The following is a 23,870-nucleotide window of genomic DNA, read 5'->3' as shown; positions in this document are numbered from 1 at the left end:
GGGCTCCCGGCCGGCGCCGGTCAGCCCCCGGCCGGGACCGGATCGGCGGCCTGCGCCGCCACCAGCTTCGCGTACCGGCCGCCCCGGGCGAGCAGCCCGTCGTGGGTGCCCCGCTCCACGATCTCCCCGTCGTCCACGACGAGGATGAGGTCGGCGTCCCTGACGGTGCTCAGCCGGTGGGCGATCACGATGCGCGTCTGGGTGAGCCAGCCGAGGTTGGACTCGATCCGCGCCTCGCTGGTGCTGTCGAGGTGGCTGGTGGCCTCGTCGAGAAGCAGGATCTTCGGACGCGCCAGCAGCGCCCGGGCGAGCGCGAGCCGCTGCCGCTGGCCGCCGGACAGGCCCCCGCCCTCCACCAGCATGGTCTCGTACCCCATGGGCATCGCGCAGATCTCCTCGTGCAGGCAGGCCAGCTCGGCCGCCTCGATGATCCGCTCCAGCGGGGCGTCGGGATCGTTGAGCGCGATGTTCTCCCGGATCGAGCCGGTGAACAGTGACGGCTCCTGGTTGACCACGCCGAACTGGTGACGCAGGGAGCGGAGGTTGAGCTGCGGCAGCGGCACCCCGTCGTAGCTGACCTGTCCCTCGGTAGGGGTGTACAGGGCCAGCAGGAGCCGGGCCAGCGTGCTCTTGCCCGCCCCGGACGGGCCGACGAGCGCGACCTTCTGCCCCGCGCGGATCTTCACCGAGATGCCGCGCAGCGTCCACGGCCCGCGCGGGTCGTGCCGGAAGCCGACGCCGTGCAGCTCGATCGAGCCGCGCAGCCTGACCACCTCGATCCCGGCGGCCGGCTCGGGCTCGGAGGCGAGGATGTCGGAGAGCCGGTCGAAGTGCGCCCCGGCCTGCTGGAGCCCCTGCAGGCTGGTCATCAGCGCGGCGATGGGCATGAGCGCGGCCACGGACAGGGCGTTCAGGGCCAGCAGGGCCCCCAGGGTCAGCTCCCCGTCGAGCACCCGCCACGCGCCGACCCACAGCAGCGCGAGCGGGGCGAGCAGGCGCAGGGCGCCGAGCGCGGCGTCCAGCAGGCCCTGGGTCAGGCCGCCCCGGATGTCGGCGTTCAGCTGGTCGGTGAAGTGCTTCGACCACTGCTCGACCGCGCGGTGCTCCGCTCCCGACGCCTTCAGCGTCTCGATGCCGCCGATGGCCTGGACGAGCTGGCTCTGGGTGGCGGAGAAGGCGCTGAGCTCCTCCTGGGTGAGCCGGTTGACCCTGCGGGCGGTGGCCAGCAGGAGCAGCACCTGCAGTGCCGCGAACCCGAGCAGGCAGGCGCCGACGACGGGGTCCCAGACGAACACCAGGACCAGGTAGCCCAGGGCGAGCGGCCCGTCGAGCAGGGCCGAGAGCACCTGCCCGGTGAGCATCTCCCGCAGGACCGCCACGCTCCCGGCGCGCGCCACCAGATCGCCCTTGCCCCGCTGGGTGAAGTAGCGGTACGGCAGGGCGACCAGGTGGGAGACCACTCCCCCGGTCAGTTCGGCGTCGGCGCCCGCGCGGACGGAGACCAGCAGCACCGAGCGGAGGTAGCCGACCGCGAACTGGGTCACGCCGGCCAGCGCCAGCCCCAGGCCGATCATGCTCAGCAGCCCGCCGTCCTCCCCCGGCAGCACGCGGTCCACCAGCGCCTCGGAGAACAGCGGCAGCGCGAGACCGAGCAGCTGGAGCAGGAGCGAGGCCAGGACGACCTGGGCCAGCAGGCCCTTCCTGCGAGCCAGCAGCGTGCGCAGGAACCGGCGGCGCCAGGCCGTGCCGGCGCTGGAGCGCCCCGGCTGGAAACCGGGGCCGGGCTCGAAGGCGAGCACCACGCCGGTGAAGCCCTCGTCGAACTCCTCCGCGGTGAGCCTGCGGCGGCCCCTGGCGGGGTCGACGATGTCGACGCGCTCCGGGGACCAGCGCTCGACCACCACGAAGTGGTTGAACTCCCAGTGGACCACCGCGGGCATCGGAACGCGGGCGAGGTCGGCGGGGCTCAGGGAGAAGGCGCGCGCCTTCAGCCCGCACTCGCGGGCGCCCTCCAGCAGCGCCTTCGCGCTGAGACCGTCCCGGCCGATCTGCAGCCGGTCGGTGATCTCCTGCAGGGAGGCGCGGTGGCCGTGGTGGGACAGGACCATCGCCAGGCACGCCGCGGCGCACTCGGTGGCGGTGTTCTGGAGCACGACGGGGACGCGTCTCACGCCACGCCCCCGATCCGGGTGTACAGCGCCGCGGCGAACACCGCCGCCACCACCGCCAGCAGGGCGACCACCGCCCACAGCGCCACCAGGGTGCCCGTGCCGATCGTCAGCCGAGTACGGTCCCGCCGCCCCGCGCTCCGGTGCCGGCGGAGCGACTCCTCCCGGAAGATGCGACGGCTCACGACCAGTGCCATTCGACTGCGGCCCGGCGGCGGCGCTCGGCCAGCCACTCGGTGAACGCCACGCGCCCGGCGGCGGCCAGCGTGCGCTCGTCGTCGCGCGCGGCCGTACGGCCCAGGACCGCCCCGGCCAGGAATCCCCCGCCGTGGGGCACGGGACCGGCGACGGTCCCCGGCCCGGCCTCGCGCAGCGGTGCGGGCAGGTCGGCGGCGAAACGCTCGGCGATCACCGTCTCGACCTCGCCGTCCAGCTCCGCCAGGGCGGCGGTCCCGGCGCCGTGGAGGGCGGCCAGGACGGGGAGGTTGCCGGTGACGTCCCCCTCCGGCCCGGTGATCCAGGCGGCGCGGACCCGGTCGAAGTCCCCGGGGCGGGCGGCCAGGCGGGCCGGGCCGAGCTCGGCCTCCTTGCGGCGGCGGAAGCTCCGGCGGCGGGCGATGCCGCCGATGTAGTCCTCGAACTGCCCGGGGGTCATTCCCATCTCGGTCAGCCAGGCCAGCGTGGCGGCGCGGTCGTGCAGGCCCCGGCCCCTGCGGAACTCGTCCGCGGCGGCCTGGAGCTCCTCGTCGGAGACCGGCCCGTCGTCGCCCGCGACCTCGTTGATGATCAGGCACTGGTCGACGATCTCGTCGTGCGGCGTCGTGTCGCGGCGCGACAGCGAGCGGATCATGGTCAGGGCCTGCGCCACCGACAGGTGAACCTCGTCCACGGTGACCAGCTGACCGGCCGCCCAGTGCGTGGAGTGGTCGATCAGCCAGGGCACGCCGTCCTCGGCCTGCGCGCTGAGGGCGACGGTGCCGCCCTCGGGATCCGACAGCAGGAGGTCGAAGTCGACCACCGGGGTGCCGGGCCGCTCGTCGACGACGAGCTGGGCCTGGAGACCGGGATGGTCCGCCGCCCACGCGGCGGCCGTCCGCCTGGCCTGCGCCACGTGCGCCCGCCGCCGGGGCAGGCCGCGCAGCAGCCGCGCCCCGGACTCGAGCGCGCTTCCGAAGTCACTCATGATCTGTCTTTCCGTCCACGGTGTCGTTCGCGGGGTGGGTCGCCGTGTCGTTCACGGGGGCGCTCATCGCGTGCTCCGCGATGCCGTCCGCCGCCACGAGCCAGTCGGCGATCGCGTCGCTGACGGGCAGCCCCGCGCGCTGCTCCACGAAACCCCAGGCGCCGTTGGGGTTGATCTCCAGGAAGGCGTACTCCCCGTCCGGAGTGAGGATGAGGTCGATGGCGCCGTAGGTCAGTCCGAGCGAGGCGGTCAGCTCCGCGCACGCGCGCTCCAGCCCGTCCGGGAGACGGTGCGCGGCGTAGCGCACCCGGTCGTCGTCGTAGTGCCGCCAGTCGTCCCTGGCCGTGCGCGAGTCCCGCGCGTCGATCTCGGCGGCGAAGACCCGCTCGCCCACCACGATCACGCGCAGCTCCACGGCCTTGGGCACGTAGGGCTGGAGGATGACCGGCTCGTGCTGGAGACGGTGACGGGAGGTGAGGTGGCGGCGGCCCAGGACGGTGGTGTACGTGCGATGGTCGGCGCCGTCCAGGGTGAACTCGTCGGAGTTGATCTGCTTGGCGATCAGGTTGCCGCCCGCGCGCTCGTAGGCGGGCACCAGTTCGGCGGGGTCGTTGGTGTAGACGGTCTCCGGGACCCGGAAACCGAGCGCCGCCGCCCGCGCCATATGGATGATCTTGTTGTGCGCCCGGCGCTCGACCTCCCTGCGCGAGGGCAGCCACCGCGCGGGGGCGAGTTCCCACGCCCCGTCGAGCAGGAACTCCGCCTGCCAGACCGCGTGGCGGCGGTGCGAGGGCTCGGTCACCGTCTCCGCCGGGCGGGGCGCGTTCGGCCGCCGCCGCCACACCGCGCGCACCTCGGCCAGGTCCAGCCGCTCGGCGCCGGTGTCGAGCACGATCCGGTGGCCGCCGTCCGCGAAGGCGGCCGTGAGCCTGCCGCGGGCGGGGAAGTCGCCGGGATCCCACCAGGTCACCCGGGCTCCACGCCGCTCCAGCTTCGGCAGGACCAGCTCGACGGCGTCGTCCCGCCGGTCACTCAATATCAGGATCATGCTCGTTTCCGTCACAGAGGAAGCCCGTCGCAAAGGAAGCGGCGGAGCGGGAGGGCCCGCTCCGCCGCTTGTCACCCCGTGGTGTCAGGGCAGGGTTAGCTGATGACCCACTCGGCCGGCTTGCCGCCGATCTTCCAGGACACGCTCATCCGGCCGCCGGCGACCTCGCCCAGCTCGGCCTCGGTGAGCTCCGCGCCCTCGAACGGGATGTCGTCGATGCTGAACTTCGACATATTGGTTTCCCCCTTTGAGCCGTCATCTACGGCTTCGATCTTTTCTTCCGGGTCTCCGACTCGGTGACCCGCTTACGAGAAAAGACACTAAAAGGTGCCGCTTGACCGTTTCTTGAATGCACCTTTCATCACACTTGTCACTCCTGAAACAGCAGTTCAGCGGGCCGGTCGGCAGGAGGCCCGCGGCGGGAAGCACCTCCGCCGCCGCCGCTTACAGACCGCTTGCAAGCACGCCGTAAGGGACGGCGGCCGGATCACCGGTCCCGGATGCGGCACACGGGCGGCAGCGGCTACACGCCCCCGTAGGCGGCCAGCACGATCTCCATGCCCCGGTTGCCGCCGGGGGCGCCCGGATTCCGCACCTGGTTCGTCACGTACGACACCACCATGCGGGCGTCGAAGTCGATCCAGGCGATGGAGCCGTCCATCCCGCCCCAGAAGCAGGCCCGCGGCCCGCCCGGCGCACCGCCGTACAGGGCGTATCCCATGCCGTAGCGCATGCGCATGTCCAGGTAGCGGTCCACCCCGTCGAACTGCTCTTCCAGGGCGCGCTCGCAGCCCGCCGGCGACAGCAGCCGCACCCCGCGCACCGTGCCGCCGCAGGCCAGCGCCGACTGCGCGAGGGCGACCGACCGGGCGTTGCCGTGCCCGTTGCCGGCCGGGATCTCGGCGCGCCGCCAGGCGGTGCCGTTGGCCGCCGTCGGCGGGAGCAGCGGGTTGGCGATCTCATGGGCCCGCGGGGGCACGGCGGGGCCGTCCGGCGCCTCGGGGGCGATGACCGGGGCGACGCGGTGGTCGTGCTCGGCGGCCAGCCCGATGTGGAAGTCGGCTCCCAGCGGCCCGGCCACCTCCTCGGCGAAGAAGGCGCCCAGGCTCCGGCCGGTGACGCGGCGCACCACCTCGCCGACCAGGAAGCCCTGGGTGACCACGTGGTAGCCGGCGTCGGCGCCCGGCTCCCAGCGCGGAGCCTGGGCGGCCAGCCTCCGCACGGCCCCCTCCCAGTCGTAGAGGTCCTCGGCCGTCATCGGCTCGTCCCAGGAGGGCAGGCCCGCGGTGTGGGAGAGCAGGTGCCGCACCCGGACGCGCTCCTTGCCGGCGGCGGCGAACTCCGGCCAGTACGCGGCGACCGGCGCGGCCAGGTCCAGCTCGCCGCGGTCGGCGAGGATCAGCGCGCACAGCGCCGTCATCGTCTTGGTCGTGGACCAGACGTTGGTGATGGTGTCGCGCTCCCACTCGACGGTGCGGGCCTCGTCGACGTGCCCGCCCCACAGGTCGACCAGCGGCTCGCCGTCGACGTACACCGCGGCCGAGCCGCCCACGTCCGCGGTCTCCAGCAGGCTCGCCAGCGCCGCGCGCACCTCGTCGAACCGGGTGGCGCACGTACCGTGGATCTCCACCATGCACGGAATCTAGGCCGTTCCGCTCCGGCCGCGCCACAGAATTAGGCCCGGTTACGACAGGTCAGGGCGCTTGTGCCGGAAATCGCGGCGCACGTTTCCATGACACCGCCTGTATTTCCGTGACATCGCCCGGGTTTCCGTGACATCGGGCCGTACTTCGGTGTCACGTAATCGGCCTGCGGTTTGTGCGGATGTGCCCGGCCGGCGCCGGACGGCATCGTCTCAGTGACCGGCCGCGGAGGGCCGGTGACCCAGACGTCCCGTTCCGTGGGCGTCCGCACCCACGGGAGAGCAATCGTGTCCGTCACCGCGACCGGCGCCACGTCACGCGCGTCCTCACCGGACGGCCGCGCGCCCTCGGCTGCGGCGCCCGCCCGGGAACGCGTCCGGTGGGCCGACACCGCCAAGGGCGTCTGCATCCTGCTCGTGGTCCTGTGGCATGTGGTCGCCAAGCACTACCTCCGGGTCGACTGGCGGATCGACCTGCCGGTGGCGGGAGCGTGGGGCGCGCTGGGCGAGCAGCTCCTGCCGCTGCGCATGCCGCTGTTCTTCACCATCTCCGGCATGTTCGCGCTCGGCGCGGTGAACCGGCCGTGGCGGATGACCGCCCGGTCGCGCGTGGCGAAGTTCCTCTACCTCTACGCGCTGTGGCTGCTGATCCACACCGCGATCCTGAGCACGACGCCGGAGTTCCCCACCGACCGCGCCACGGGCGTGGCGGGGCTGGTGGAGCAGCTCACGATCACTCCGTCCAATCTGTGGTACCTGTACGCGCTGGCGCTGTACTTCGTGATCGCGAAACTCACCCGCCGGTTCCCGCGGCTCCTGGTGCTGGGGCTCGCCCTGACGCTGTCGGTCCTCGCCTCCGCCGACCTGATCGCCGCTCCGGGCAACCGCGCCGGGCTGTACCAGAACCTGGTGTTCTTCCTCGCCGGGATGCACTTCCGCCCGGCCGTCGAGCGGCTGGCCGCCGCCGCGGACCGGCGCCGTCTCCTGCTGACCGGCGGCGGTTACGCGACGGCGCTGCTCGTCATGGCGGTCCTCGGCGCGCAGGCCTGGCCGGGCGTCTGGCCCGCGGTCTCCGTGGCGGCGACGGCCTTCGGGGTCACCGCGGCGGTCGCGCTGAGCCGCTGGAGACTGCTGTCCACGCCGCTGGCGGCCCTCGGGCGGCAGACGCTGCCGATCTACGTCATCCACATGCCGGTCCTCGCGCTGCTGGACCTCGCGCTCGCCGGGCCGCTGTCCGGTCTCGGCGGCGCGGGGGCGACGGCGGTCGCCGTCGTCGAGCCGATTCTGCTCACCGCGCTCGTGACCGGGATCTGCCTGGCGCTGAACCGGGGGCTGCGCGCGGCCGGCGCCGTCCCGTTCCTGCTCGACCTGCCCGGCCGCGGCCGGGCCGCCGGGCGGCACCGGGACCCCGCGGGCCGCCGGTCGCACGACCGGGAGGCGGCGCAGACGGCCCAGCACTCGCGGAGCTCGCGGAGCCCGAGGAGTCCGCAGAGCTCGGAGGCCGCTCCCTCCCGTCGTACCCCGGAGCCCGCCCTCCCCCACCGCGGCTCGGAACCCGTCCTCGCCCGCCGCGGCCCGGAGCCCGTCCTCGCCCACCGCGGCCCGGCCACCGTTCCCCACGGGACCGGGGACGCCACCATCCCCTACCGGATTCCGGAGCCCGTCCTCTCCCGCCGCTCAGCCGTCGCCCCGGGCCTTCTCGCCGACCCACCAGCGCACGATGTGCGCCCGTGAGGGCAGGTCCAGCTTGGCCCGGATGCGCTCCAGGTGGGTGTGCACCGTCCGCTCCGACACGTGCAGCCGCCGGGCGATCTGCCGGTTGGCCAGGCCCTCGGCGACGAGCTTGGCGACCTCCCGCTCCCGGCCCGTGAGGACGGTCTCCCCCGTCCCGGCGCCGCGCGGCCGCGGCCGGACCCCCTCGTCGAGGGCGTAGGCGATCAGCTGCGCGGCCCCGAACCTCCGGCCCTCCCCCTCGGCGGCCGCCGCGGCCGGAGCGGACAGCGCCGACCGGGCCGACGTCACCGCCGCGTCGAGCAGGTCGCCGAGGCACACGCCGGCGTGGAGACGCTGCTCCCGGCCGAACGCCTCCGCCGCGGCCGCCAGCCGCAGCGCCCGGGCGGCCTCCTCCCGCCCGGCGGCCACGACGGCCAGGCCCCTGACCAGCTCCAGGACGAGCGGGGACGGCAGGCCGCGAGCGGACCCCTCCGGCGCGGTCTCGCCCGGCGCGGTCCGGTAGCGGGCCAGCCCGTCCCGCAGCCTCCTGTCCGCCGTCTCGGTGTCGCCGCGGGCGAGGGCCAGCATCGCGGTGAGGTCCAGCCACTCGACCGGCACGGGACCGTTCCCATGGCTCAGATGGGCGGTGAGGCATTCCTGCAGCAGCGCGTCCGCGTCGTCCAGATCCCCGGTCAGGACCGCCAGACGGGCGCGGTCGCGCAGGCACACGGCGATGTCCAGCAACCCCGCGGAGGAGCGCAGCAGCTCCAGGCAGCGCCGCGAGGCGTCGTCGGCGGCGCCGAGGTCGCCGCGGGCCTGCTGTACGGCCTGCAGGGTCGCCAGCGCGCGGGCGAGCGTCATGGGGCGCCCGCCCGCCTCCCCCAGCGCGACGGCCTCCCGCGCCAGGGACAACGCCCTGTCCGCCTCGCCCTGGAGCAGGGCCAGGTTCCCGGCCTGCGCGAGGGCCACGCCGCGCCCGGGGAACGCCGGGTCCGTACCGGCGAGGGTCCTCCCCAGCAGCCTGCGGCCCTCGACGATCCGGCCGCGCCGCCACAGGCAGTGGCTGAGCGCCACCGCCAGCAGCACCCCGCGGTCGTCACCGCGCCGCTCCGCCCAGTCCACGGCATGCCGCAGGGCGTCCAGCTCACCGTCCAGCGGGTCCAGCTCGTGCGCCGACCACAGCAGGCGGGTCTCCGCCACGGCCGGTGCGGCCAGCCCGAGCAGCCAGCGCACGAAGCGCTCGTAGACGCGGTCGGCCTCGCCCGCCTCGACCAGCCGCTCGTACCCGTAGAGCCGGATCGACTCGGCCATGCCGAACCGGCTCCGGTCCTGCTCCGGGACGATCAGCGACTTCGTCTCCAGGCCGCCCAGCAGGTCCAGGACCTCCTCGCGGGTCAGGTCCGTACCGGCGCACACCGCCACCGCGCCGTCCGCCGTGAACCCGCCGGTCAGCACCGACAACCGGCGGAAGACCTCCCGTTCCCGCGGGGTCAGCAGCTCGTAGCTCCACCCGATCGCGGCGCGCATGTCCCGGTGCCGGGGCGCGACCGTGCGGGCCCCGCCGCTCAGCAGGCGGAACCGGTCGTCGAGGCGGGAGAGGATCTCGCCGACGGACCACAAGCGCACCCGGCTCGCCGCCAGTTCGATCGCCAGGGCGTTGCCGTCGAGACGCGCGCATATCTCGGCGATCTCGTCGCCGTTCCCGGCCGTCAGCTCGAAGGACGGGAAGACGGCCCGGGCCCGCTCCGCGAACAGCCGGACCGCGTCCGACCGCAGCAGCTCACCGCGGGTGCGCGTGCCGCCCGGAGCGGGCAGCGACAGCCGGGGCACCGGGAAGAGGTGCTCGCCCGGCGCTTCCAGCGCCTGCCTGCTGGTGGCCAGCACGGCCAGGCCGGGGCGGCAGCGCAGCAGGGTCACCGCGAAACGCGCGCTCGCGTCGATGAGATGCTCGCAGTTGTCCAGGATGAGCAGGACCTTGCCGGCGCCGAGGCTGTCCGCGACCGCTTGCGCGGCCGCCTCCGCCCGGTCGGCCGGGAACCGGGTGACGCCCGGGTCCGCCGCGGCCCGCCGTACGGGCGGCGAACCGTCCGCGAGCTCCGCGAGCTCCGCGAGCTCGACCAGCCGGGTCCCGCCCGGGTACGCCCCGCGCACCCTCTCGGCCAGTTCGAGGGCGAGCCTGCTCTTCCCCGCCCCGCCCGGCCCGACCAGGGTGAGCAGCCGCGCCCTGCCGAGCAGCGCCTTCAGCTCGGTGAGCTCGTCCTCGCGCCCGACGAACTTGTCGAGGGGGGCCGGCAGCCCGGCCACCGGAAGCGGGACGGGCCCGGTGGAGGAGACGGGATACGGGGCGGGGTAGGAAGGGGGGACGGCCGCGGCCTCATTCCCCGCTTTCCCCGCTTTCCCCGTGGCCTCTCCCGTCGCCTCCTCCGCGAGCTCCGCGAGCTCCGCGGATTTCCCGACGGCTCTCTCCTCGATCTCCGCGAGCTCCGCGAGCTCCGCGGGTTTCCCCGTTTCCTTGCCCTTCTCCGCGGCCGCTCTGAGCCGGCGAGCGCGCTGGCGGCAGGCGCCCGAGCAGAACCGCGCCGGCCGGCCGGCCCCTCCCGCGCCGGTCCGCTCGCGCAGCTCGGCGCCGCAGTGCTCGCAGCGCCCGGTGTCGGCCGCTCCGGACCCCCGTCTCGCGCTCACCACCCGGTCACCTGCCCTCATAAGCGCGGGGCGTGGATTCCCCGCCGCGCGCTCGAGGCTAACCACCCGCTATCCGATGACTACGGATAAATATGCGTTCGTCAATATGCGTTCGCCTGACGAAGAGGGAAATATGCCGGGAATACCGGTAAGGGCTGTATGGCGGAGCCGTCGCCCGTGACCGGCGGCGCGCGTCGTCACGGCTTCGGCGACTGCCGCGCCAGGCGGCTGTGGCGGTAGCCGTACCCGATGTAGAGGAGGAATCCGACGAGCATCCACGCCACGAACCGGATCCAGGTCTCCACCGGCAGGTTGAGCATCAGGTAGAGGCAGGCCAGCACCGACAGGACCGGCAGCAGCGGCATCAGCGGGACGCGGAAGGAGCGCGGCAGGTCGGGGCGGGCACGGCGGAGGACGACCACCGCGATCGAGACGACGACGAACGCGAAGAGCGTGCCGATGTTCACCAGCTCGGCGATCTCGGCGAGCGGGACCAGCCCGGCCAGGACCGCGACCAGCGCACCGAGCAGGATCGTGATCCGGTACGGCGTGCGGTACGTCGGATGCACCCTGGCCAGCCCGCGCGGGAGCAGCCCGTCCCGGCACATCGCGAACATCACTCGCGACTGCCCCAGCATCAGGATCATCACCACCGTGGTCAGGCCCGCCAGCGCGCCGATGCTGATCAGCGTCGCGGCCCAGGTCTGGCCGACCGCCGTGAACGCGTCGGCGAGCGGGGCGGCCTCGCTGAGCCGGCTGTACGGCTGCATGCCGACGACGACCAGGGAGACCGCCACGTACAGGACCGCGCAGACGGCGAGGGAGGCGATGATGCCGATCGGCAGATCCCGCTGCGGCCGCCGGGTCTCCTCAGCGGCCGTGGCGACCACGTCGAAGCCGATGTAGGCGAAGAACACGATGGCGGCGGCGCTGAAGATCCCCACGACCCCGAAGGCCACCGGGGTGATGCCGAACAGCACCTGGATCAGCGGCGCGGACAGGCCCTCGACAGCGGGCGTCGGCGTGGCCGGCGGGATGAACGGAGTGTAGTTCTCGGCCTTGACGAAGAACAGTCCCGCCACGATCACCAGGAGGATCACCGCGACCTTGATCGCGACCACGGCCAGGTTGAGCCGCGCGGAGAGCTTGATCCCGACGACCAGCACCGCGGTGAGGATCAGCACGATGACCGCGGCGGGCAGGTTGAAGACCGGGTCGTCCCCGGCCAGCGCGGCGGGCAGGTCGATCCCGAGGGAGGACAACAACGAGGTCAGGTATCCCGACCAGCCGACCGCGACGACCGCGGCGCCGAGCATCATCTCCAGGATCAGGTCCCAGCCGATGATCCAGGCGGGGAACTCGCCCATCGTGGCGAAGGAGAAGGTGTAGGCCGAGCCGGCCACCGGAACCGTGGAGGCGAACTCGGCGTAGCAGAGCGCCGCCAGCGCGCAGACGACCGCGGCGGCGACGAAGGACAGGGCGACCGCCGGGCCGGCCGTCTCCTTGGCGACGCGCCCGGTCAGGACGAAGATCCCGGTGCCCACGATGACGCCGATGCCGAACACCGTCAGGTCGAGGGCCGTGAGGTCCTTCTTCAGCCGGTGCTCGGGCGCCTCGGTGTCGGTGATCGACTGCTCGACTGACTTCACGCGGAACATGCTCATGGCGTCTCCCGGTCCGGTGGATTCCCCGGTGCTTCCCCGTGATCGGCGGCCCATGCGGGCCGGGAGCGTCAGGACAGTTCGGGGAGGGCGGCGAAGCCGTCCAGGAGCGCCGTCAGGCCGAGCTCGAACAGCGCGTCGAGGTCGAGGTCGTAGCCGCCGGCGAAGGACGTAAGGATCTTGGCGAACGTGGGATAGCGGCCCGAGGCGGCCAGCGCGTCGAACGCGGCCTGCTGGGAGTCCACCCACTGGTCGTCGGTGAGGCCGCTGGCGGCCTCGGCCTGTGCCCTCCGCTCCAGGTTGACGGCCAGGCCGTGGACGTGGGTGTAGAGCAGCAGGTGCAGGTTGAAGGCGGCCTCCGGTTCGAGCCCGCGGGCGTCGAGGGCCGCCAGCACCCATTCGGAGTGCGTCGCCAGGCCGGGCAGGGCCAGCGGCCGGTTCAGCGAGCTGATCTGCGCCAGCCACGGATGCCGCCGGTGGAGCCCCCACATCGTGCGCGCGCCCAGCTCCAGGCGGGCGCGCCAGCCCTGCGGGGGGTCGTCGGGATAGGACGCCTCGGCGTAGACGGCGTCGGCCATGAGCAGGATGAGATCGTCCTTGCCGCCCACGTAGCGGTAGGGCGACATGGTGGCCACGCCCAGCCGGGCGGCGACGCCGCGCATGGACAGCGCCTCCAGCCCCTCGGCGTCGGCGATCTCGACGGCGGCGCGCACGACCCGCTCGCGGGTGAGCTCCCGGTCGGCGCCGGCCGCCCGGGGCCGCGCCCGCTCCGGTACGGCGTCGCGCGGCGCCACCACGGTGCCCGCGCGGGGCTGGGCCCGCACGACGCCCTCCTGGCTCAGCGTGGCCAGCGCCCTGGTCGCGGTCGCCAGGGCGACACCCCACTCCCGCGCGATCTGCCGCGTCGAGGGCACCCGGTCGCCCGGCGCCAGCTCTCCGTCGGCGATCCTCCTGCGGATCTCGGCGGCGATCCGCAGGTACGGCGGGTCGATTTCCCCGGCCATCGGCACCCCTTTCCGGCTGTCCTAGTACAGACAATACCAGGGATCCCTCGCCGACCCTCCCTTCTGTACTAGTTCAGGAAGAGAAAAATGCCTGGTTGACGGCCCTGTTCGTACGTCGTACATTCAGTTGCGTACAAGGTACACCAACGCATTCCAGCGTATTCCTCGAGGGGGCTCTCCCATGACGACGGTTCTCATCTCGGGCGCGGGCGTCGCCGGCCCGGTCCTGGCCTACTGGCTGCGCCGCCACGGATTCGTCCCGACGGTGGTCGAGCGGGCCCCGGCGGTGCGCACCGGCGGGCAGGCCATCGACATCCGCGGTGCCGCGCTCGGCGTCGTCGAGCGCATGGGCCTGCTGGAGGAGGTACGGCGCAACCGCACCCGCATGCGCGGCATGTCGGTGCTCGACGGCGACGGCAACGAGATCATGCGCGACACCGAGGCCACCTACAGCGGCGGCCGGCTCGACAACGACGACGTCGAGCTGCTGCGCGAGGACCTCGTCCGGATGGTGCACGAGCTCACGCGCGACGACGTCGAGTACGTCTTCGGCGACTCCATCGCCACGCTGCGGGAGCACGGGCACGGCGTCCTGGCCGGCTTCGACGGCGGCGCGACCCGGGAGTTCGACCTCGTGGTGGGCGCCGACGGACTGCACTCGAACGTGCGCCGGCTCGTCTTCGGCGAGGAGGAGCGGTTCCTCCACCACCTGGGCACCCACCTGGCGATCTTCAGCACGGACAACTTCCTCGGCCTGGAAGACTGGCAGGTCTGGCTCAACGAGGGCGGCGCCGGATACGGCATCTACCCGGTGCGCGACAACACCGAGCTCAGGGTCACCATCGGCTTCGGCGCCGAGCCGTTCGCCTACGACCACCGCGACGTCGAGCGGCACAGGCAGCTCGTCGAGGAGCACTGCTCCGGCCTGCGCTGGGAGACCCCGCGGCTGCTGAAGGCCATGCGGGAGGCCCCCGACTTCTACTTCGACTCGATGGCGCAGGTCCGCATGGACCGCTGGTCGTCGGGGCGGGTGGTGCTGCTCGGCGACGCCGGCTACTGCCCGTCGCCGATGTCCGGGCAGGGCAGCAGCCTGTCCCTGGCAGGCGCCTACGTCCTGGCCGACGAGCTCGGCCGGGCCCGCGGCGACCACCGCGCCGCGTTCGCCGGCTACGAGGAGCGCATGCGCCCCTTCGTCGCGCTCAACCAGGCGCTGGCCACCGAGAACCCCGGCGGCCCGGCCCCCGAGGAGTCGGTCGAGCGGGCCAAGAACGCGATCTCCCTCGACGCCTGAGCCCCGTACGGCAGACCCGCACGGCAGCCCCGCACGACAGGCCCTCACGGCAGCCCGCGCGGCAGGCCCGCACCCGATCGTGGCGTCGCCAGAACTAAGGGTTCTTCTAGGGGAAAGTCCGGATCTCCTCGCCGCCTCCGGCGGGAAGGATGGGGGCATGATCCTGGACATACTGGCCCAACTGGACCCCTACCTGGTGGGCGGGGTGCTGATGGCCGTACTGATACTGGACAACACCCTGCTGACCGGGCTGGTGGTCCCCGCGGACGCGTCGATCCTCGTGGCCGGCGCCGCCCTGACGGGCCCGGCCGAGATCCTGCCGGTCGCGGTGGTCGGCACGATCGGCTGCTGCCTGGGGGCCAGCGGCGGCTGGCTGCTGGGCCACCGGTACGGCTCGCGGGTCCGCCACAGCCGGGCCGGCCGGTGGGTCGGGGAGCACCGCTGGGCTCGCGCCGAGCGGATCGCCACCGGCGACGGCGGCGGTCCCGCCCTGGCCGCCGCCCACTTCCTGCCGGTGGTGAACTCGCTGATCCCCGTCCTCGCCGGGGCGCTCGGCATGCCGTACCGGAGCTTCATCCGCTGGGCGCTGCTGGGCGGGGCGGCCTGGGTGACGACCTACCTGACGCTGGGATCCCTGGCGGCGGAGTTCGTGCGGGAGAACCAGCACCTGACGGTGCCCCTGGCCGCGTGCGCCGCGCTGCTGGTCGCCGGCCTGGCCGTGATCGGCCGGCGGGCCCGCGCGACCAGGGCCGCGCGGGCGGAGTCCGAGACCTCCGACGCCTCCGGCGAGCCCGGTACCGCCGGCGCCCTCGACGGGCCCGGCGGATCCGGTTCCGCCGGGGTCAGCGCGCCGGGTGGTTCTCCAGAACCGGAGACCGCTTCGCGACCGCCTCGGTGATCTCGCGGGCGACGTCCTGGGCGGTCAGCCCGATCTCACCGAGGATCTTCGCCCGCTTGGCGTGGTCCAGGAAGCGCTGCGGGATCCCGTAGGTGCGGACCGGGACGTCCACGTCGGCGTCGCGCAGCATGCGGGCCACCGCGTCGCCGACGCCGCCGACCCGGCCGTTGTCCTCGACCACCACGACCAGCTTGTGCACGCGGGCGGCCGCCACCAGCGCCTCGTCCAGCGGCTTGACCCAGCGCGGATCCACCACGGTGGCGGAGATGCCCTGGGCGTCGAGCAGGCCGGCGGCCTCCAGGCACAGCTCGGCCATCGGGCCGACGGAGACCAGCAGCACGTCGGGGTCGCCCGCGCGCAGCACGTCCATCTCACCGAGCTTGCCGACCGCCTCGATCTCCGGGCCGACCGGGCCCTTGGGGAAGCGCACGACGGTGGGGCCGTCCTCGACCGCCACGGCCTCGGCCAGCAGCTCGCGCAGGCGCGGCTCGTCACGCGGGACCGCGACGGCCAGGCCGGGGACGACCTGCAGGATCGACAGGTCCCACATGCCGTTGTGGCTCGCGCCGTCGTCGCCCGTGACGCCCGCCCGGTCGAGCACGACCGTGACCGGCAGCCGGTGCAGGGCGACGTCCATCAGCAGCTGGTCGAAGGCCCGGTTGAGGAAGGTCGCGTAGACCGCCACGACCGGGTGGAGGCCGCCCAGCGCCAGGCCCGCGGCGCTGGTCAGGGCGTGCTGCTCGGCGATGCCGACGTCGTAGAGGCGGTCGGGGTAGGCCTCGGAGAACGGGATCAGCCCCGTCGGGCCGAGCATCGCGGCGGTGATCGCGACGATGTCCTGCCGTTCGGCGCCGAGCCGTACGATCTCCTGGCTGAAGACGTTGGTCCAGCCGTGCGGCTTGGGCTTCTCCTCCCCGGTCAGCGGGTCGAAGACGCCCGGCGAGTGGAAGCAGTCCTCGCCGTGGTTCTCGGCGGGCGAGTAGCCGAAGCCCTTCTTGGTGAGCACGTGCACGATCACCGGGCGGCGGAAGCCCCGGGCCTTGCGCAGCGCGGCCTCCACGGCCTCCTCGTCGTGGCCGTCGACCAGCCCGATGTACTTCAGGCCCAGGTCCTCGAACATGGCCTGCGGGGCCAGGACGTCCTTGAGCCCCTTCTTGACGCCGTGCAGCGCGTCGTAGACCGGCGGGCCGACCACGGGCACCCGCGTCAGGTTGTCCTTGACGAAGTCGAGCACGTCCTCGTAGCGCTGGCTGGTGCGCAGCGAGGCCAGGTGGTTGGCCAGTCCCCCGATGGTCGGGGAGTACGAGCGGCCGTTGTCGTTGACCACGATGATCACCGGCAGGTCCTTCTGCCCGGCGATGTTGTTCAGCGCCTCCCAGGCCATGCCGCCGGTGAGGGCGCCGTCGCCGATCACCGCGACCACCGAGCGGTCGCTCTCGCCGCGCAGCTTGTACGCCTTGGCCAGGCCGTCGGCGTACGACAGCGCGGTGGAGGCGTGGGAGTTCTCGATGATGTCGTGCTCGGACTCGGCCTGGCTCGGGTAGCCCGACAGGCCGCCCTCCTGGCGCAGGGTGTCGAACATCCCCGCGCGGCCGGTGAGCATTTTGTGGACGTACGCCTGATGGCCGGTGTCCCACAGGATGCGGTCGCGCGGCGAGTCGAAGACGCGGTGCAGGGCGATGGTCAGCTCGACCACACCCAGGTTGGGACCGAGATGTCCGCCGGTGCGCGCGGTGGAGGCGACGAGCAGATCCCTGATCTCGGCGGCCAGGACGGGCAGCTCGTCCGCACCCAGCAGCTTGAGGTCCCGTGGTCCCTTGACCGACTCCAGAAGCCTGCCCGGCCGTGCGGTCCGCTCGCTCACGGAATCATCCCCTCATGTCCAGCCATCATCAACGCGAGTCTAGTTCGCTCCCCAACCAGTGCCTTCCATAGGAGCGGAAACCGCACGTTTTATTCACACTTGCCCTAACCTTTTGCACATCATGAACGTGCTTCCCTCTGCTCTACTGTCGTCACTTCTGTTCGCATCTGTAGCCTTCTCCGCAGCGACAGGCGGAGACGAGGCGGGAACGGGCACCGTGACCCCCGTCACGGTCACCGCCCCCGCCCAGGCCGCTCCCGTCCAGGCCCCCGCCGCACGGCCGGTTCCCACCGGCAAGGCGGCCGCGACGGCGAACCCCCTCTACCGCACCGGCTCGATGCCCACGGTCCGATGCTCGACCGGCACGCTCCGCGCGGGGAGCGCCGCCTCCTACCGGGTCTTCATGACGCGCGTCAACCGCTGCCTGGGGAGGGCGTGGGCGACCCAGTTCCGCAAGGCCGGGCTCTCCTTCAGCCTGCCGAAGCTGCGCTTCGTCACCTCCAAGGTGAGCAGCCCCTGCGGCAAGTGGCCCAGCGGCGCGGGCGGCTACTACTGCTCCAGCAACCGCACCATGTACATCGGCGTGACCCGCGCGGTGCTCAAGAACCCCTACGGGCCGAACCACGCGCAGTTCATGGCCCACGAGTACGCGCACCACATCCAGCAGATCGCCGGCATCCTGCCGTACTACAGCAAGGTCGCCTGGCGGGCCAGGGCCTCCACCAAGCTCGCGCTCTCCCGCCGCCTCGAACTCCAGGCCGACTGCCTGGCCTCGGCCTTCCTTCGCGGGGCCGCCGAGGACCTGGAGCTCACCCAGGAGCACTGGGACGCCATGGTCGAGTGGACCGCCGAGAACGGCCACAAGGCCTGGCCGAAGAACGACCACGGCAAGGGCCGCAGCCAGGCGTACTGGATGCAGCGCGGCTTCAACTCCGGCTCCCCGTCGTCCTGCAACACCTGGACCGCCCCCAACCGCACCGTGGCCTGACCGGACCGCACCCGGGCGGCCCCTCTCCCCTTACATGATCAAATATTGCTTTCACCTTGCCTTTTACGTGCAATAGGGTTTTCGACCATGCGTATCCCTTTCGCCGCCCTGCTGTCCGGGGTGCTCGCAAGCCTGCTGTTCGCCGGTACGGCCGTCGCCGACAGCGCGGCGCAGAGCGGACCGGTGCCCAGCGGGAACAAGGCGCTGACCGATAACCCGATCTACAAGACCGGGAAACTCGACTCGCGGTCCTGCCAGGAGCAGCCCGTCCTCCCCGACGACCTGGATTCCTCCCGGGTCTACCTGGAGTTCGTGCTGGAGTGCCTCAACGAGTCGTGGGAGGCGCAGTTCGCCAAGGCGAAGCTGCCCTTCTCCAAGCCCAAGTTCGAGACCACCCGCCGCATCGGTTTCCCCACCGGCTGCGGCGGGTTCCCCGAGGGCGCCCAGGCGGTCTACTGCCCGATCAACAAGAAGATCACTTTCCTGCTCGACCAGGGGATCCTGCGCGAGTCCGGTGAGCTCTTCCTGTTCCAGGTGATGGCGCACGAGTACGGCCACCACGTGCAGCAGCTCTCCGGGATCCTGCCCGCCTTCCACCGCAAGCACGCCAGGACCAAGAGCCTGAAGGCCGTTCTCCCCGACCTGCGGAAGAGCGAGCTCCAGGCCGAGTGCCTGAGCGGCGTCTTCATCGGCAGCGTCTGGCGGTCCCTGAACCGTCGTCCGTCCGATTTCACCTACGTCCTCCGCGCCGCGTACGACACCGCCAGCCACGGCAAGGCCCGCAACATCGCCTACTGGCTGAAGCGCGGCTTCGACCAGGAGGGCCCCGGTTCCTGCAACACCTGGACCGCCTCCGCCTCCAAGGTCTCCTGACCCTCCGACCCCGACCGCGAGAACCCGCCGCACGGTCCCGTGCGGCGGGTTCTCGTTCTTCTCCGCCCGGTACGGCTCCGGCCGGTCAGGACCCCCGGGCGAGGACTTCGAGGGGGTCGGCGAGGACCTTCGTGAAGGCGAGTTCGGCGGCGCCGACGAGAGTGGCGTCATCGCCGAGGGCCGAGGTGCGCAGGCGCAGGTGCTCCCGGGCCGGGGAGAGCGCGTCGGTCGCCAGACGGCTGCGGACCTGGGCGGCGGCGCCGAGATAGACCTCGCGGAGCATGCCGCCGAAGACGACCATCTCGGGATTGAAGATGTTGACGAGGTTGGCGACTCCGAGGCCGAGCCAGTCGCCCACCCGGCTGAGCGCCGCCTGGGCGACGATGTCGCCGCGGTCGGCGGCGTCGACCACGGCGCGGACGGCGTCCCGGCCGACCAGCGCGCCGCCGGAGTCGGCCGGGGGCGGGGAGCCGGCCGGAGGGGACGAGCCCGCCGGAACCGGGGAACCGTCCCCGGGCCGGGCGGCATCGCCCGGTGGAGCGGTCTCGCCGGAGCGCGCGCCGTCCGCCGGGTCCGCGGGCCGCCCGCCGTCCGCGAGCCGGGCGTCGCCCCCGGACCGCTCGTCGTCCCGGAAGGCCGCGCCGGCCCAGGGCTGGGAACCGTCCCGGGGCTGGGGGGCGAACGCTCCGAAACGCCCGGCGGCCTCCAGCAGGGCGCGCTCCCCCACCTCGGCCTCCAGGCAGCCGAGCGAGCCGCAGCCGCAGGGGCGGCCGCCGGGGTTGACGACCATGTGCCCGACCTCGCCGCCGAAGCCGCGATGACCGCCGAGCAGGGCGCCGTTGACGATCACGCCGCCGCCGATGCCGACGTCGCCGTGGAGGTAGATCAGGTCGCGGCAGCCGACGCCGACGCCGCGGGTGTGCTCGGCCAGGGCCCCGAGATTGGCGTCGTTGCCGACCGACACGGGCAGGCCGAGGCCGAGGCGGCGGGCCAGCTCCTCGCCGAACGGCACGTCCACCGAGCCCATGTTCGGCCCGAAGCGCACGACGCCGTCACCCCGGTCGACCCCTCCGGAGAAGGCCGCGGCGATCCCGACGCAGACCGTGTCGGGCCGGGTCTTGCGGTGCATCTGCCGGGCGAAGGCGGCCAGCGGGCCGACGACGTCGTCCAGTGAGAAGGGCCCGCGCCGCCGGACCGTCTCGCGCCGGTCCAGGATCGTGCCGCCCAGGCCGACGCGGGCGGCGACCAGCCGGTCGACGCCCACGTCGAAGGCGAACACGTAGACCCGGGCCGACTCCGGGCGGACCACCAGGGAGGGGCGCCCGGCCCGGCGGGTCTCCCGCGGGAGCTCCTCCCTGACCAGGCCCGCGGCGGTGAGGTCGGCGGTGAGCGCCATGATGGTGCTGCGGTTGAGCCCCATCCGGTTGGTGAGCTCCGCTCGCGAGGTGGGCCCGCTCAGGTGGACATGGCGGAGCAGCGCGCCGAGGTTGTGGCGCCTGATCTCCTCTTGGGAGGGGCCGGCCCGCATCACGTGGTGTTCCTTCAGGGGGTTAGGATCACCGGTCACCTTAGCCCAGTGGCGGCGGCCCGCTTGCGGGACAGCGCGTCCACGCTCGCCGCCAGGAGCAGCACCGACCCGGTGACGATGAACTTGACGTCCGAGCCGTAGCCCATCAGGCCCATGCCGTTCTCGATGACCGCGACCACCGCGCCGCCCAGGACCGCGTCCAGCACCCGGCCCTTGCCGCCGAACAGGCTGGTCCCGCCGATCACGGCCGCGCCCACGGCGTAGAGCAGCACGTTGCTGCCGCCGGTGTTCGGGTCGACCGAGCTGGCCCGGGAGGCCGCGATGATGCCGCCGACGGCGGCCATGGAGGAGCAGATCACGAAGGCGCTGATCTTCATCCGGTCCACGTTGATGCCCGCCCGGCGCGCGGCCTCGGCGTTGCCGCCGACCGCGTACAGGTGACGGCCGAAGGCCGTACGGCGCAGCACGAACGTCCAGACCACCAGGAGCACGATGATGATCGGCACGACGACCGGCACGCCCTTGAGCGAGACCAGCGCGGCGTTGCGGCTGCGCTCCAGGTTGAGGACGTAGACGGCGAGACCGCCGAGCGCGGCCAGCGCCCCCACCCGGACCGCGATCAGCGAGATCGGGTCGGAGGCCAGGTTGCGCCTGCTCCGCTTGCGGGCCCGCAGCAGCTGGATCGCGGCGTAGCCGCCGACCCCGATGGCCAGCATCCCCCAGCTCAGCACGGGCGAGAGGTTGTTGTTGGAGATCGCCAGGATCGTCTCGTCGCGGACGGAGATGTTCGTGCCGCCCTCGACCAGCACCAGGACCAGGCCCTGGAAGCCGAGGAAGGCGGCCAGCGTCACCACGAAGGAGGGGATGCCGAGCTTGGCCACGAGCGTGCCGAGGACGACGCCGATCACCGTGCCGACGGCGATCGCGGCGAGCGCCGCCACGTACCACGGCTGGCCCTGCTCGGCGAGCAGGATCGCGAGCACCGCCGCGCAGACGCCGCTGGCGAAGCCCGCCGACAGGTCGATCTCGCCGAGGAGGAGCACGAACACCAGGCCCATGGCGATCACGGTGACCGCCGCGCCCTGGGTGAACAGGTTGGCGAAGTTGCCCGCGGTGAAGAAGGACGGGCGCATGATCGCGAAGACCGTGCAGAGCACGATCAGGCCGAGCACCGCGGGCAGCGCGCCCATGTCGCCGCCCCGGACCCGCTCGGCGTAGCCGCGGACGTTGGAAGTGATCGAGGGGGCCTCGGGCTTCTGCTCGATGGTGGCGGTCATGCCGGAACTCCGTTGGTCAGGCCGAGGTCCCCGCTCCGGCCGGAGGTGATCAGTTCGACGACCTGCGAGTGCGTGACGTCGGAGGTCTTCACCTGGGCCGCCATCCGGCCGAGGTAGAGCGCGGCGATCCGATCGGACACGGCGAACACGTCGTTCATGTTGTGCGAGATGAGGACCACGGCGAGACCCTGGTCGGCCAGGCGGCGGACCAGCTCCAGCACCTGGGCGGTCTGGGCGACGCCGAGCGCCGCGGTCGGCTCGTCGAGGATGACGACCTTGCTGTTCCAGAGCACGGCCTTGGCGATGGCGACGGTCTGCCGCTGGCCGCCGGAGAGGCTGGAGACGTGCTGGCGGATGGACTTGACGGTCTTGACCGACAGGCTCGCCAGGGTCCTGGCCGCCATCTCCTCCATGGTGTCCTCGTCGAGGACGAGGCCCCGCTTGTTCTCTCGTCCGAGGAACATGTTCTGGACGATGTCGAGGTTGTCGCAGAGCGCGAGGTCCTGGTAGACGATCTCGATGCCCAGCGCCGCGGCCTCACGGGGGCTGTGGACGTGGACGGGCTTGCCCTCGAAGAGGTACTCGCCGGAGTCGATCGGGTGGATGCCGCCGACGCACTTGACGAGGGTGGACTTGCCGGCGCCGTTGTCGCCGACCAGCGCGGTCACCTCTCCGGCGCGGACGGTGAGGGCGACGTCGTGCAGGACCTGGACGGGACCGAAGCTCTTGTCGATCCCGCGGAGTTCCAGTACGGGGGTCATAGCTGCTCCTCGGATGCGGGGAGGGCACGGCCGCCGCCGGGGCGGCCGGCCGTACCCTCACGGCGCGTTACTGGATTCCGGCCTCGGTGCACTTGGCGGCGAAGTCGCCGGTGCACAGCTCTTCCTTGGTCACGAAGCCGTCGGCGACGACGTCCTTGACGCTCTCGAAGAAGATGGGCTGCGGGTCGAGCAGGACGGCGGGCACGTCCGCGCCGCTCTCGGTGTCCTTGACCGTGCCGGTCGCCGCGGGCTTCTCACCCTTGGCCAGCCCGATCGCGAGCGCGGAGGCCGCCTCGGCCTCCTTCTTGATCGCCTTGTAGACCGTCATGCACTGGTCGCCGGCGAGGATGTTCTGCAGGCCCTGCACGGTGGCGTCCTGGCCGGTGACCGGGACCTTCCCGTTGAGCTTGTTCTTCTTCAGCACGGTGATGGCGGCGTTGCCGAGGCCGTCGTTGGCGGCCAGCACGCCGGCGATGTCCGGCTTCTCCGTCAGCATCTGCTCGAAGAGCGTTCCGGCCTTGGTGTTGTCCCAGTTCTCCACCGACTGCTCCGGGCCCTTGACGTACTCGCCCGCGTCGAACTTGGGCTTGAGCACGCCGTCGTAGCCGTTCTTGAACAGCGTGGCGTTGTTGTCGGTCGGCGAGCCGTTGAGGTAGGCCACGATCGGCTTCTCGGCCTTCTTGTCCGTGAGGCACTTGACCAGGCCCTCACCCTGCAGGGTGCCGACCTTGGTGTTGTCGAAGCTCACGTAGTAGGCGGCGCCGCCGCCCAGGGTCAGGCGGTCGTAGTCGATGGTGGCCACGCCCTGGCTCTTGGCCTTCTCGAGCACGGCCTTGCCGGTGCCGCTGTCCAGGTTGACGATCATCAGGACGGTGGCCCCATTGGTGATCATCTGGTCGGCGATGGTCTGGAACTGGGTCTTGTCACCCTGTGCGTTCTGGATGTCGTAGGCCACGCCCGCGGCCTTGAACGCCTCCTCCAGGTACTTGCGGTCGGCGGTCTCCCAGCGGGCGGAGGACTTGCTGTCCGGCAGGATGACGCCGATCTTTCCGGCGGCGGCGGGCTTGCTCTCGCCGGGGGCCGGGCTGGCCTGGGCACCGGTGTCGCCGCCCTCACTCCCGCAGGCGGTGAGACCGAGGGTCATGGCCGCGGCGGCGGCGGTCAGGCTGAGGATCCCCTTGCGCATGGTGCACGGGTCCTTTCTTCGAGAACTTCGTGAAGTGGGGGGTATGAAGTGCGGCATGCCGAGTCAGCGGTACGGCCGCCCCGGGTCGCGGTGCGCCGTGCCG

The 23,870-nt window shown here is 72.5% G+C and carries 19 protein-coding genes; 5 read left to right on the top strand and 14 right to left on the bottom strand.

Annotated features, from left to right (window positions below; all coding sequences use genetic code 11):
* Positions 1–20 precede the first annotated feature (20 nt).
* From Plo01_RS15210 to Plo01_RS15185, 6 genes are all read right to left on the bottom strand, one after another.
* Positions 21–2,171, bottom strand: a complete 2,151-nt coding sequence (locus tag Plo01_RS15210; RefSeq protein WP_203891213.1) for a peptidase domain-containing ABC transporter — start codon at positions 2,169–2,171, stop codon at positions 21–23.
* A complete protein-coding gene (locus Plo01_RS15205; protein ID WP_203891212.1) occupies positions 2,168–2,353 on the bottom strand; it encodes a hypothetical protein in 186 nt (61 codons plus the stop codon). The genes Plo01_RS15210 and Plo01_RS15205 overlap by 4 nt, the downstream gene beginning before the upstream one ends.
* Positions 2,350–3,351, bottom strand: coding sequence for a TIGR04500 family putative peptide maturation system protein (locus Plo01_RS15200; protein ID WP_203891211.1), 1,002 nt, complete (start codon positions 3,349–3,351; stop codon positions 2,350–2,352). The genes Plo01_RS15205 and Plo01_RS15200 overlap by 4 nt, the downstream gene beginning before the upstream one ends.
* On the bottom strand, positions 3,344–4,399 hold the full coding sequence (locus Plo01_RS15195; RefSeq protein ID WP_203891210.1) for an MvdC/MvdD family ATP grasp protein: 1,056 nt from the start codon (positions 4,397–4,399) through the stop codon (positions 3,344–3,346). The genes Plo01_RS15200 and Plo01_RS15195 overlap by 8 nt, the downstream gene beginning before the upstream one ends.
* A gap of 95 nt (positions 4,400–4,494) precedes the next feature.
* On the bottom strand, positions 4,495–4,632 hold the full coding sequence (locus Plo01_RS15190) for a putative ATP-grasp target RiPP (protein ID WP_203891209.1): 138 nt from the start codon (positions 4,630–4,632) through the stop codon (positions 4,495–4,497).
* Between the two features lie 290 nt (positions 4,633–4,922).
* Positions 4,923–6,032 carry a serine hydrolase domain-containing protein gene (locus Plo01_RS15185; RefSeq protein WP_203891208.1) on the bottom strand — a complete coding sequence of 370 codons (1,110 nt, stop codon included), beginning with the start codon at positions 6,030–6,032 and terminating at the stop codon, positions 4,923–4,925.
* A 297-nt stretch (positions 6,033–6,329) separates the two neighbouring features.
* Here Plo01_RS15185 and Plo01_RS15180 point away from each other — a divergent pair, with 297 nt between their 5' ends.
* The gene (locus Plo01_RS15180) at positions 6,330–7,775 is read left to right on the top strand and encodes an acyltransferase family protein (protein WP_203891207.1); all 1,446 of its coding nucleotides are present in this window, start codon (positions 6,330–6,332) and stop codon (positions 7,773–7,775) included.
* Here Plo01_RS15180 and Plo01_RS15175 read toward each other — a convergent pair.
* From Plo01_RS15175 to Plo01_RS15165, 3 genes are all read right to left on the bottom strand, one after another.
* Positions 7,719–10,436, bottom strand: coding sequence for an ATP-binding protein (locus tag Plo01_RS15175; protein ID WP_203891206.1), 2,718 nt, complete (start codon positions 10,434–10,436; stop codon positions 7,719–7,721). The genes Plo01_RS15180 and Plo01_RS15175 overlap by 57 nt on opposite strands.
* Before the next feature lie 197 nt (positions 10,437–10,633).
* On the bottom strand, positions 10,634–12,100 hold the full coding sequence (locus tag Plo01_RS15170) for an amino acid permease (RefSeq protein ID WP_203891205.1): 1,467 nt from the start codon (positions 12,098–12,100) through the stop codon (positions 10,634–10,636).
* Between the two features lie 68 nt (positions 12,101–12,168).
* Positions 12,169–13,101 (bottom strand): TetR/AcrR family transcriptional regulator C-terminal domain-containing protein, encoded by a 933-nt coding sequence (locus tag Plo01_RS15165; protein ID WP_203891204.1) that lies wholly within the window; start codon positions 13,099–13,101, stop codon positions 12,169–12,171.
* A 181-nt stretch (positions 13,102–13,282) separates the two neighbouring features.
* Here Plo01_RS15165 and Plo01_RS15160 point away from each other — a divergent pair, with 181 nt between their 5' ends.
* Together Plo01_RS15160 and Plo01_RS15155 are read left to right on the top strand one after the other, a co-directional pair.
* Positions 13,283–14,392, top strand: coding sequence for an FAD-dependent monooxygenase (locus Plo01_RS15160; protein ID WP_203891203.1), 1,110 nt, complete (start codon positions 13,283–13,285; stop codon positions 14,390–14,392).
* 157 nt (positions 14,393–14,549) lie between these two features.
* On the top strand, positions 14,550–15,290 hold the full coding sequence (locus Plo01_RS15155) for a DedA family protein (protein ID WP_203891202.1): 741 nt from the start codon (positions 14,550–14,552) through the stop codon (positions 15,288–15,290).
* Here the strand turns inward: Plo01_RS15155 and dxs are convergent.
* On the bottom strand, positions 15,235–17,154 hold the full coding sequence (gene dxs, locus Plo01_RS15150; RefSeq protein ID WP_203891201.1) for a 1-deoxy-D-xylulose-5-phosphate synthase: 1,920 nt from the start codon (positions 17,152–17,154) through the stop codon (positions 15,235–15,237). The two genes, Plo01_RS15155 and dxs, sit on opposite strands and share 56 nt — an antisense overlap.
* Before the next feature lie 217 nt (positions 17,155–17,371).
* On the opposite strand from dxs, the gene Plo01_RS15145 reads away from it, so the two are divergent.
* The gene (locus tag Plo01_RS15145; protein ID WP_203891200.1) at positions 17,372–18,142 is read left to right on the top strand and encodes a neutral zinc metallopeptidase; all 771 of its coding nucleotides are present in this window, start codon (positions 17,372–17,374) and stop codon (positions 18,140–18,142) included.
* An 87-nt stretch (positions 18,143–18,229) separates the two neighbouring features.
* Positions 18,230–19,015 carry a neutral zinc metallopeptidase gene (locus Plo01_RS15140; RefSeq protein WP_203891199.1) on the top strand — a complete coding sequence of 262 codons (786 nt, stop codon included), beginning with the start codon at positions 18,230–18,232 and terminating at the stop codon, positions 19,013–19,015.
* Between the two features lie 85 nt (positions 19,016–19,100).
* Here the strand turns inward: Plo01_RS15140 and Plo01_RS40260 are convergent, their stop codons facing one another.
* The 4 genes from Plo01_RS40260 to Plo01_RS15115 form a co-directional block, all read right to left on the bottom strand.
* On the bottom strand, positions 19,101–20,543 hold the full coding sequence (locus Plo01_RS40260; RefSeq protein WP_239316395.1) for an ROK family transcriptional regulator: 1,443 nt from the start codon (positions 20,541–20,543) through the stop codon (positions 19,101–19,103).
* Between the two features lie 35 nt (positions 20,544–20,578).
* Positions 20,579–21,820 (bottom strand): sugar ABC transporter permease, encoded by a 1,242-nt coding sequence (locus Plo01_RS15125; RefSeq protein ID WP_203891198.1) that lies wholly within the window; start codon positions 21,818–21,820, stop codon positions 20,579–20,581.
* Positions 21,817–22,581, bottom strand: coding sequence for an ATP-binding cassette domain-containing protein (locus tag Plo01_RS15120; RefSeq protein WP_203891197.1), 765 nt, complete (start codon positions 22,579–22,581; stop codon positions 21,817–21,819). The genes Plo01_RS15125 and Plo01_RS15120 overlap by 4 nt, the downstream gene beginning before the upstream one ends.
* A gap of 67 nt (positions 22,582–22,648) precedes the next feature.
* Entirely contained in the window at positions 22,649–23,767 is a 1,119-nt protein-coding gene (locus Plo01_RS15115; protein ID WP_203891196.1) for a sugar ABC transporter substrate-binding protein, read from the bottom strand.
* Between the last annotated feature and the right edge of the window lie 103 nt (positions 23,768–23,870).

The organism is Planobispora longispora (assembly GCF_016863135.1).
GTDB classification, from domain to species: domain Bacteria; phylum Actinomycetota; class Actinomycetes; order Streptosporangiales; family Streptosporangiaceae; genus Planobispora; species Planobispora longispora.
Note: the sequence above shows the minus strand (reverse complement) of the source record. Positions and strands in the feature narration are given on the sequence as shown.

Excerpts from the sequence above, each read along its gene's own strand:
- Plo01_RS15200 (WP_203891211.1), bottom strand. The coding sequence starts at position 3,351 with ATGAGTGACTTCGGAAGCGCGCTCGAGTCCGGGGCGCGGCTGCTGCGC.
- Plo01_RS15195 (WP_203891210.1), bottom strand. The coding sequence starts at position 4,399 with ATGATCCTGATATTGAGTGACCGGCGGGACGACGCCGTCGAGCTGGTC.
- Plo01_RS15190 (WP_203891209.1), bottom strand. The coding sequence starts at position 4,632 with ATGTCGAAGTTCAGCATCGACGACATCCCGTTCGAGGGCGCGGAGCTC.
- Plo01_RS15185 (WP_203891208.1), bottom strand. The coding sequence starts at position 6,032 with ATGGTGGAGATCCACGGTACGTGCGCCACCCGGTTCGACGAGGTGCGC.
- Plo01_RS15170 (WP_203891205.1), bottom strand. The coding sequence starts at position 12,100 with ATGAGCATGTTCCGCGTGAAGTCAGTCGAGCAGTCGATCACCGACACC.
- Plo01_RS15165 (WP_203891204.1), bottom strand. The coding sequence starts at position 13,101 with ATGGCCGGGGAAATCGACCCGCCGTACCTGCGGATCGCCGCCGAGATC.
- Plo01_RS15160 (WP_203891203.1), top strand. The coding sequence starts at position 13,283 with ATGACGACGGTTCTCATCTCGGGCGCGGGCGTCGCCGGCCCGGTCCTG.
- Plo01_RS15155 (WP_203891202.1), top strand. The coding sequence starts at position 14,550 with ATGATCCTGGACATACTGGCCCAACTGGACCCCTACCTGGTGGGCGGG.
- Plo01_RS15140 (WP_203891199.1), top strand. The coding sequence starts at position 18,230 with ATGCGTATCCCTTTCGCCGCCCTGCTGTCCGGGGTGCTCGCAAGCCTG.
- Plo01_RS40260 (WP_239316395.1), bottom strand. The coding sequence starts at position 20,543 with ATGCGGGCCGGCCCCTCCCAAGAGGAGATCAGGCGCCACAACCTCGGC.
- Plo01_RS15125 (WP_203891198.1), bottom strand. The coding sequence starts at position 21,820 with ATGACCGCCACCATCGAGCAGAAGCCCGAGGCCCCCTCGATCACTTCC.
- Plo01_RS15120 (WP_203891197.1), bottom strand. The coding sequence starts at position 22,581 with ATGACCCCCGTACTGGAACTCCGCGGGATCGACAAGAGCTTCGGTCCC.
- Plo01_RS15115 (WP_203891196.1), bottom strand. The coding sequence starts at position 23,767 with ATGCGCAAGGGGATCCTCAGCCTGACCGCCGCCGCCGCGGCCATGACC.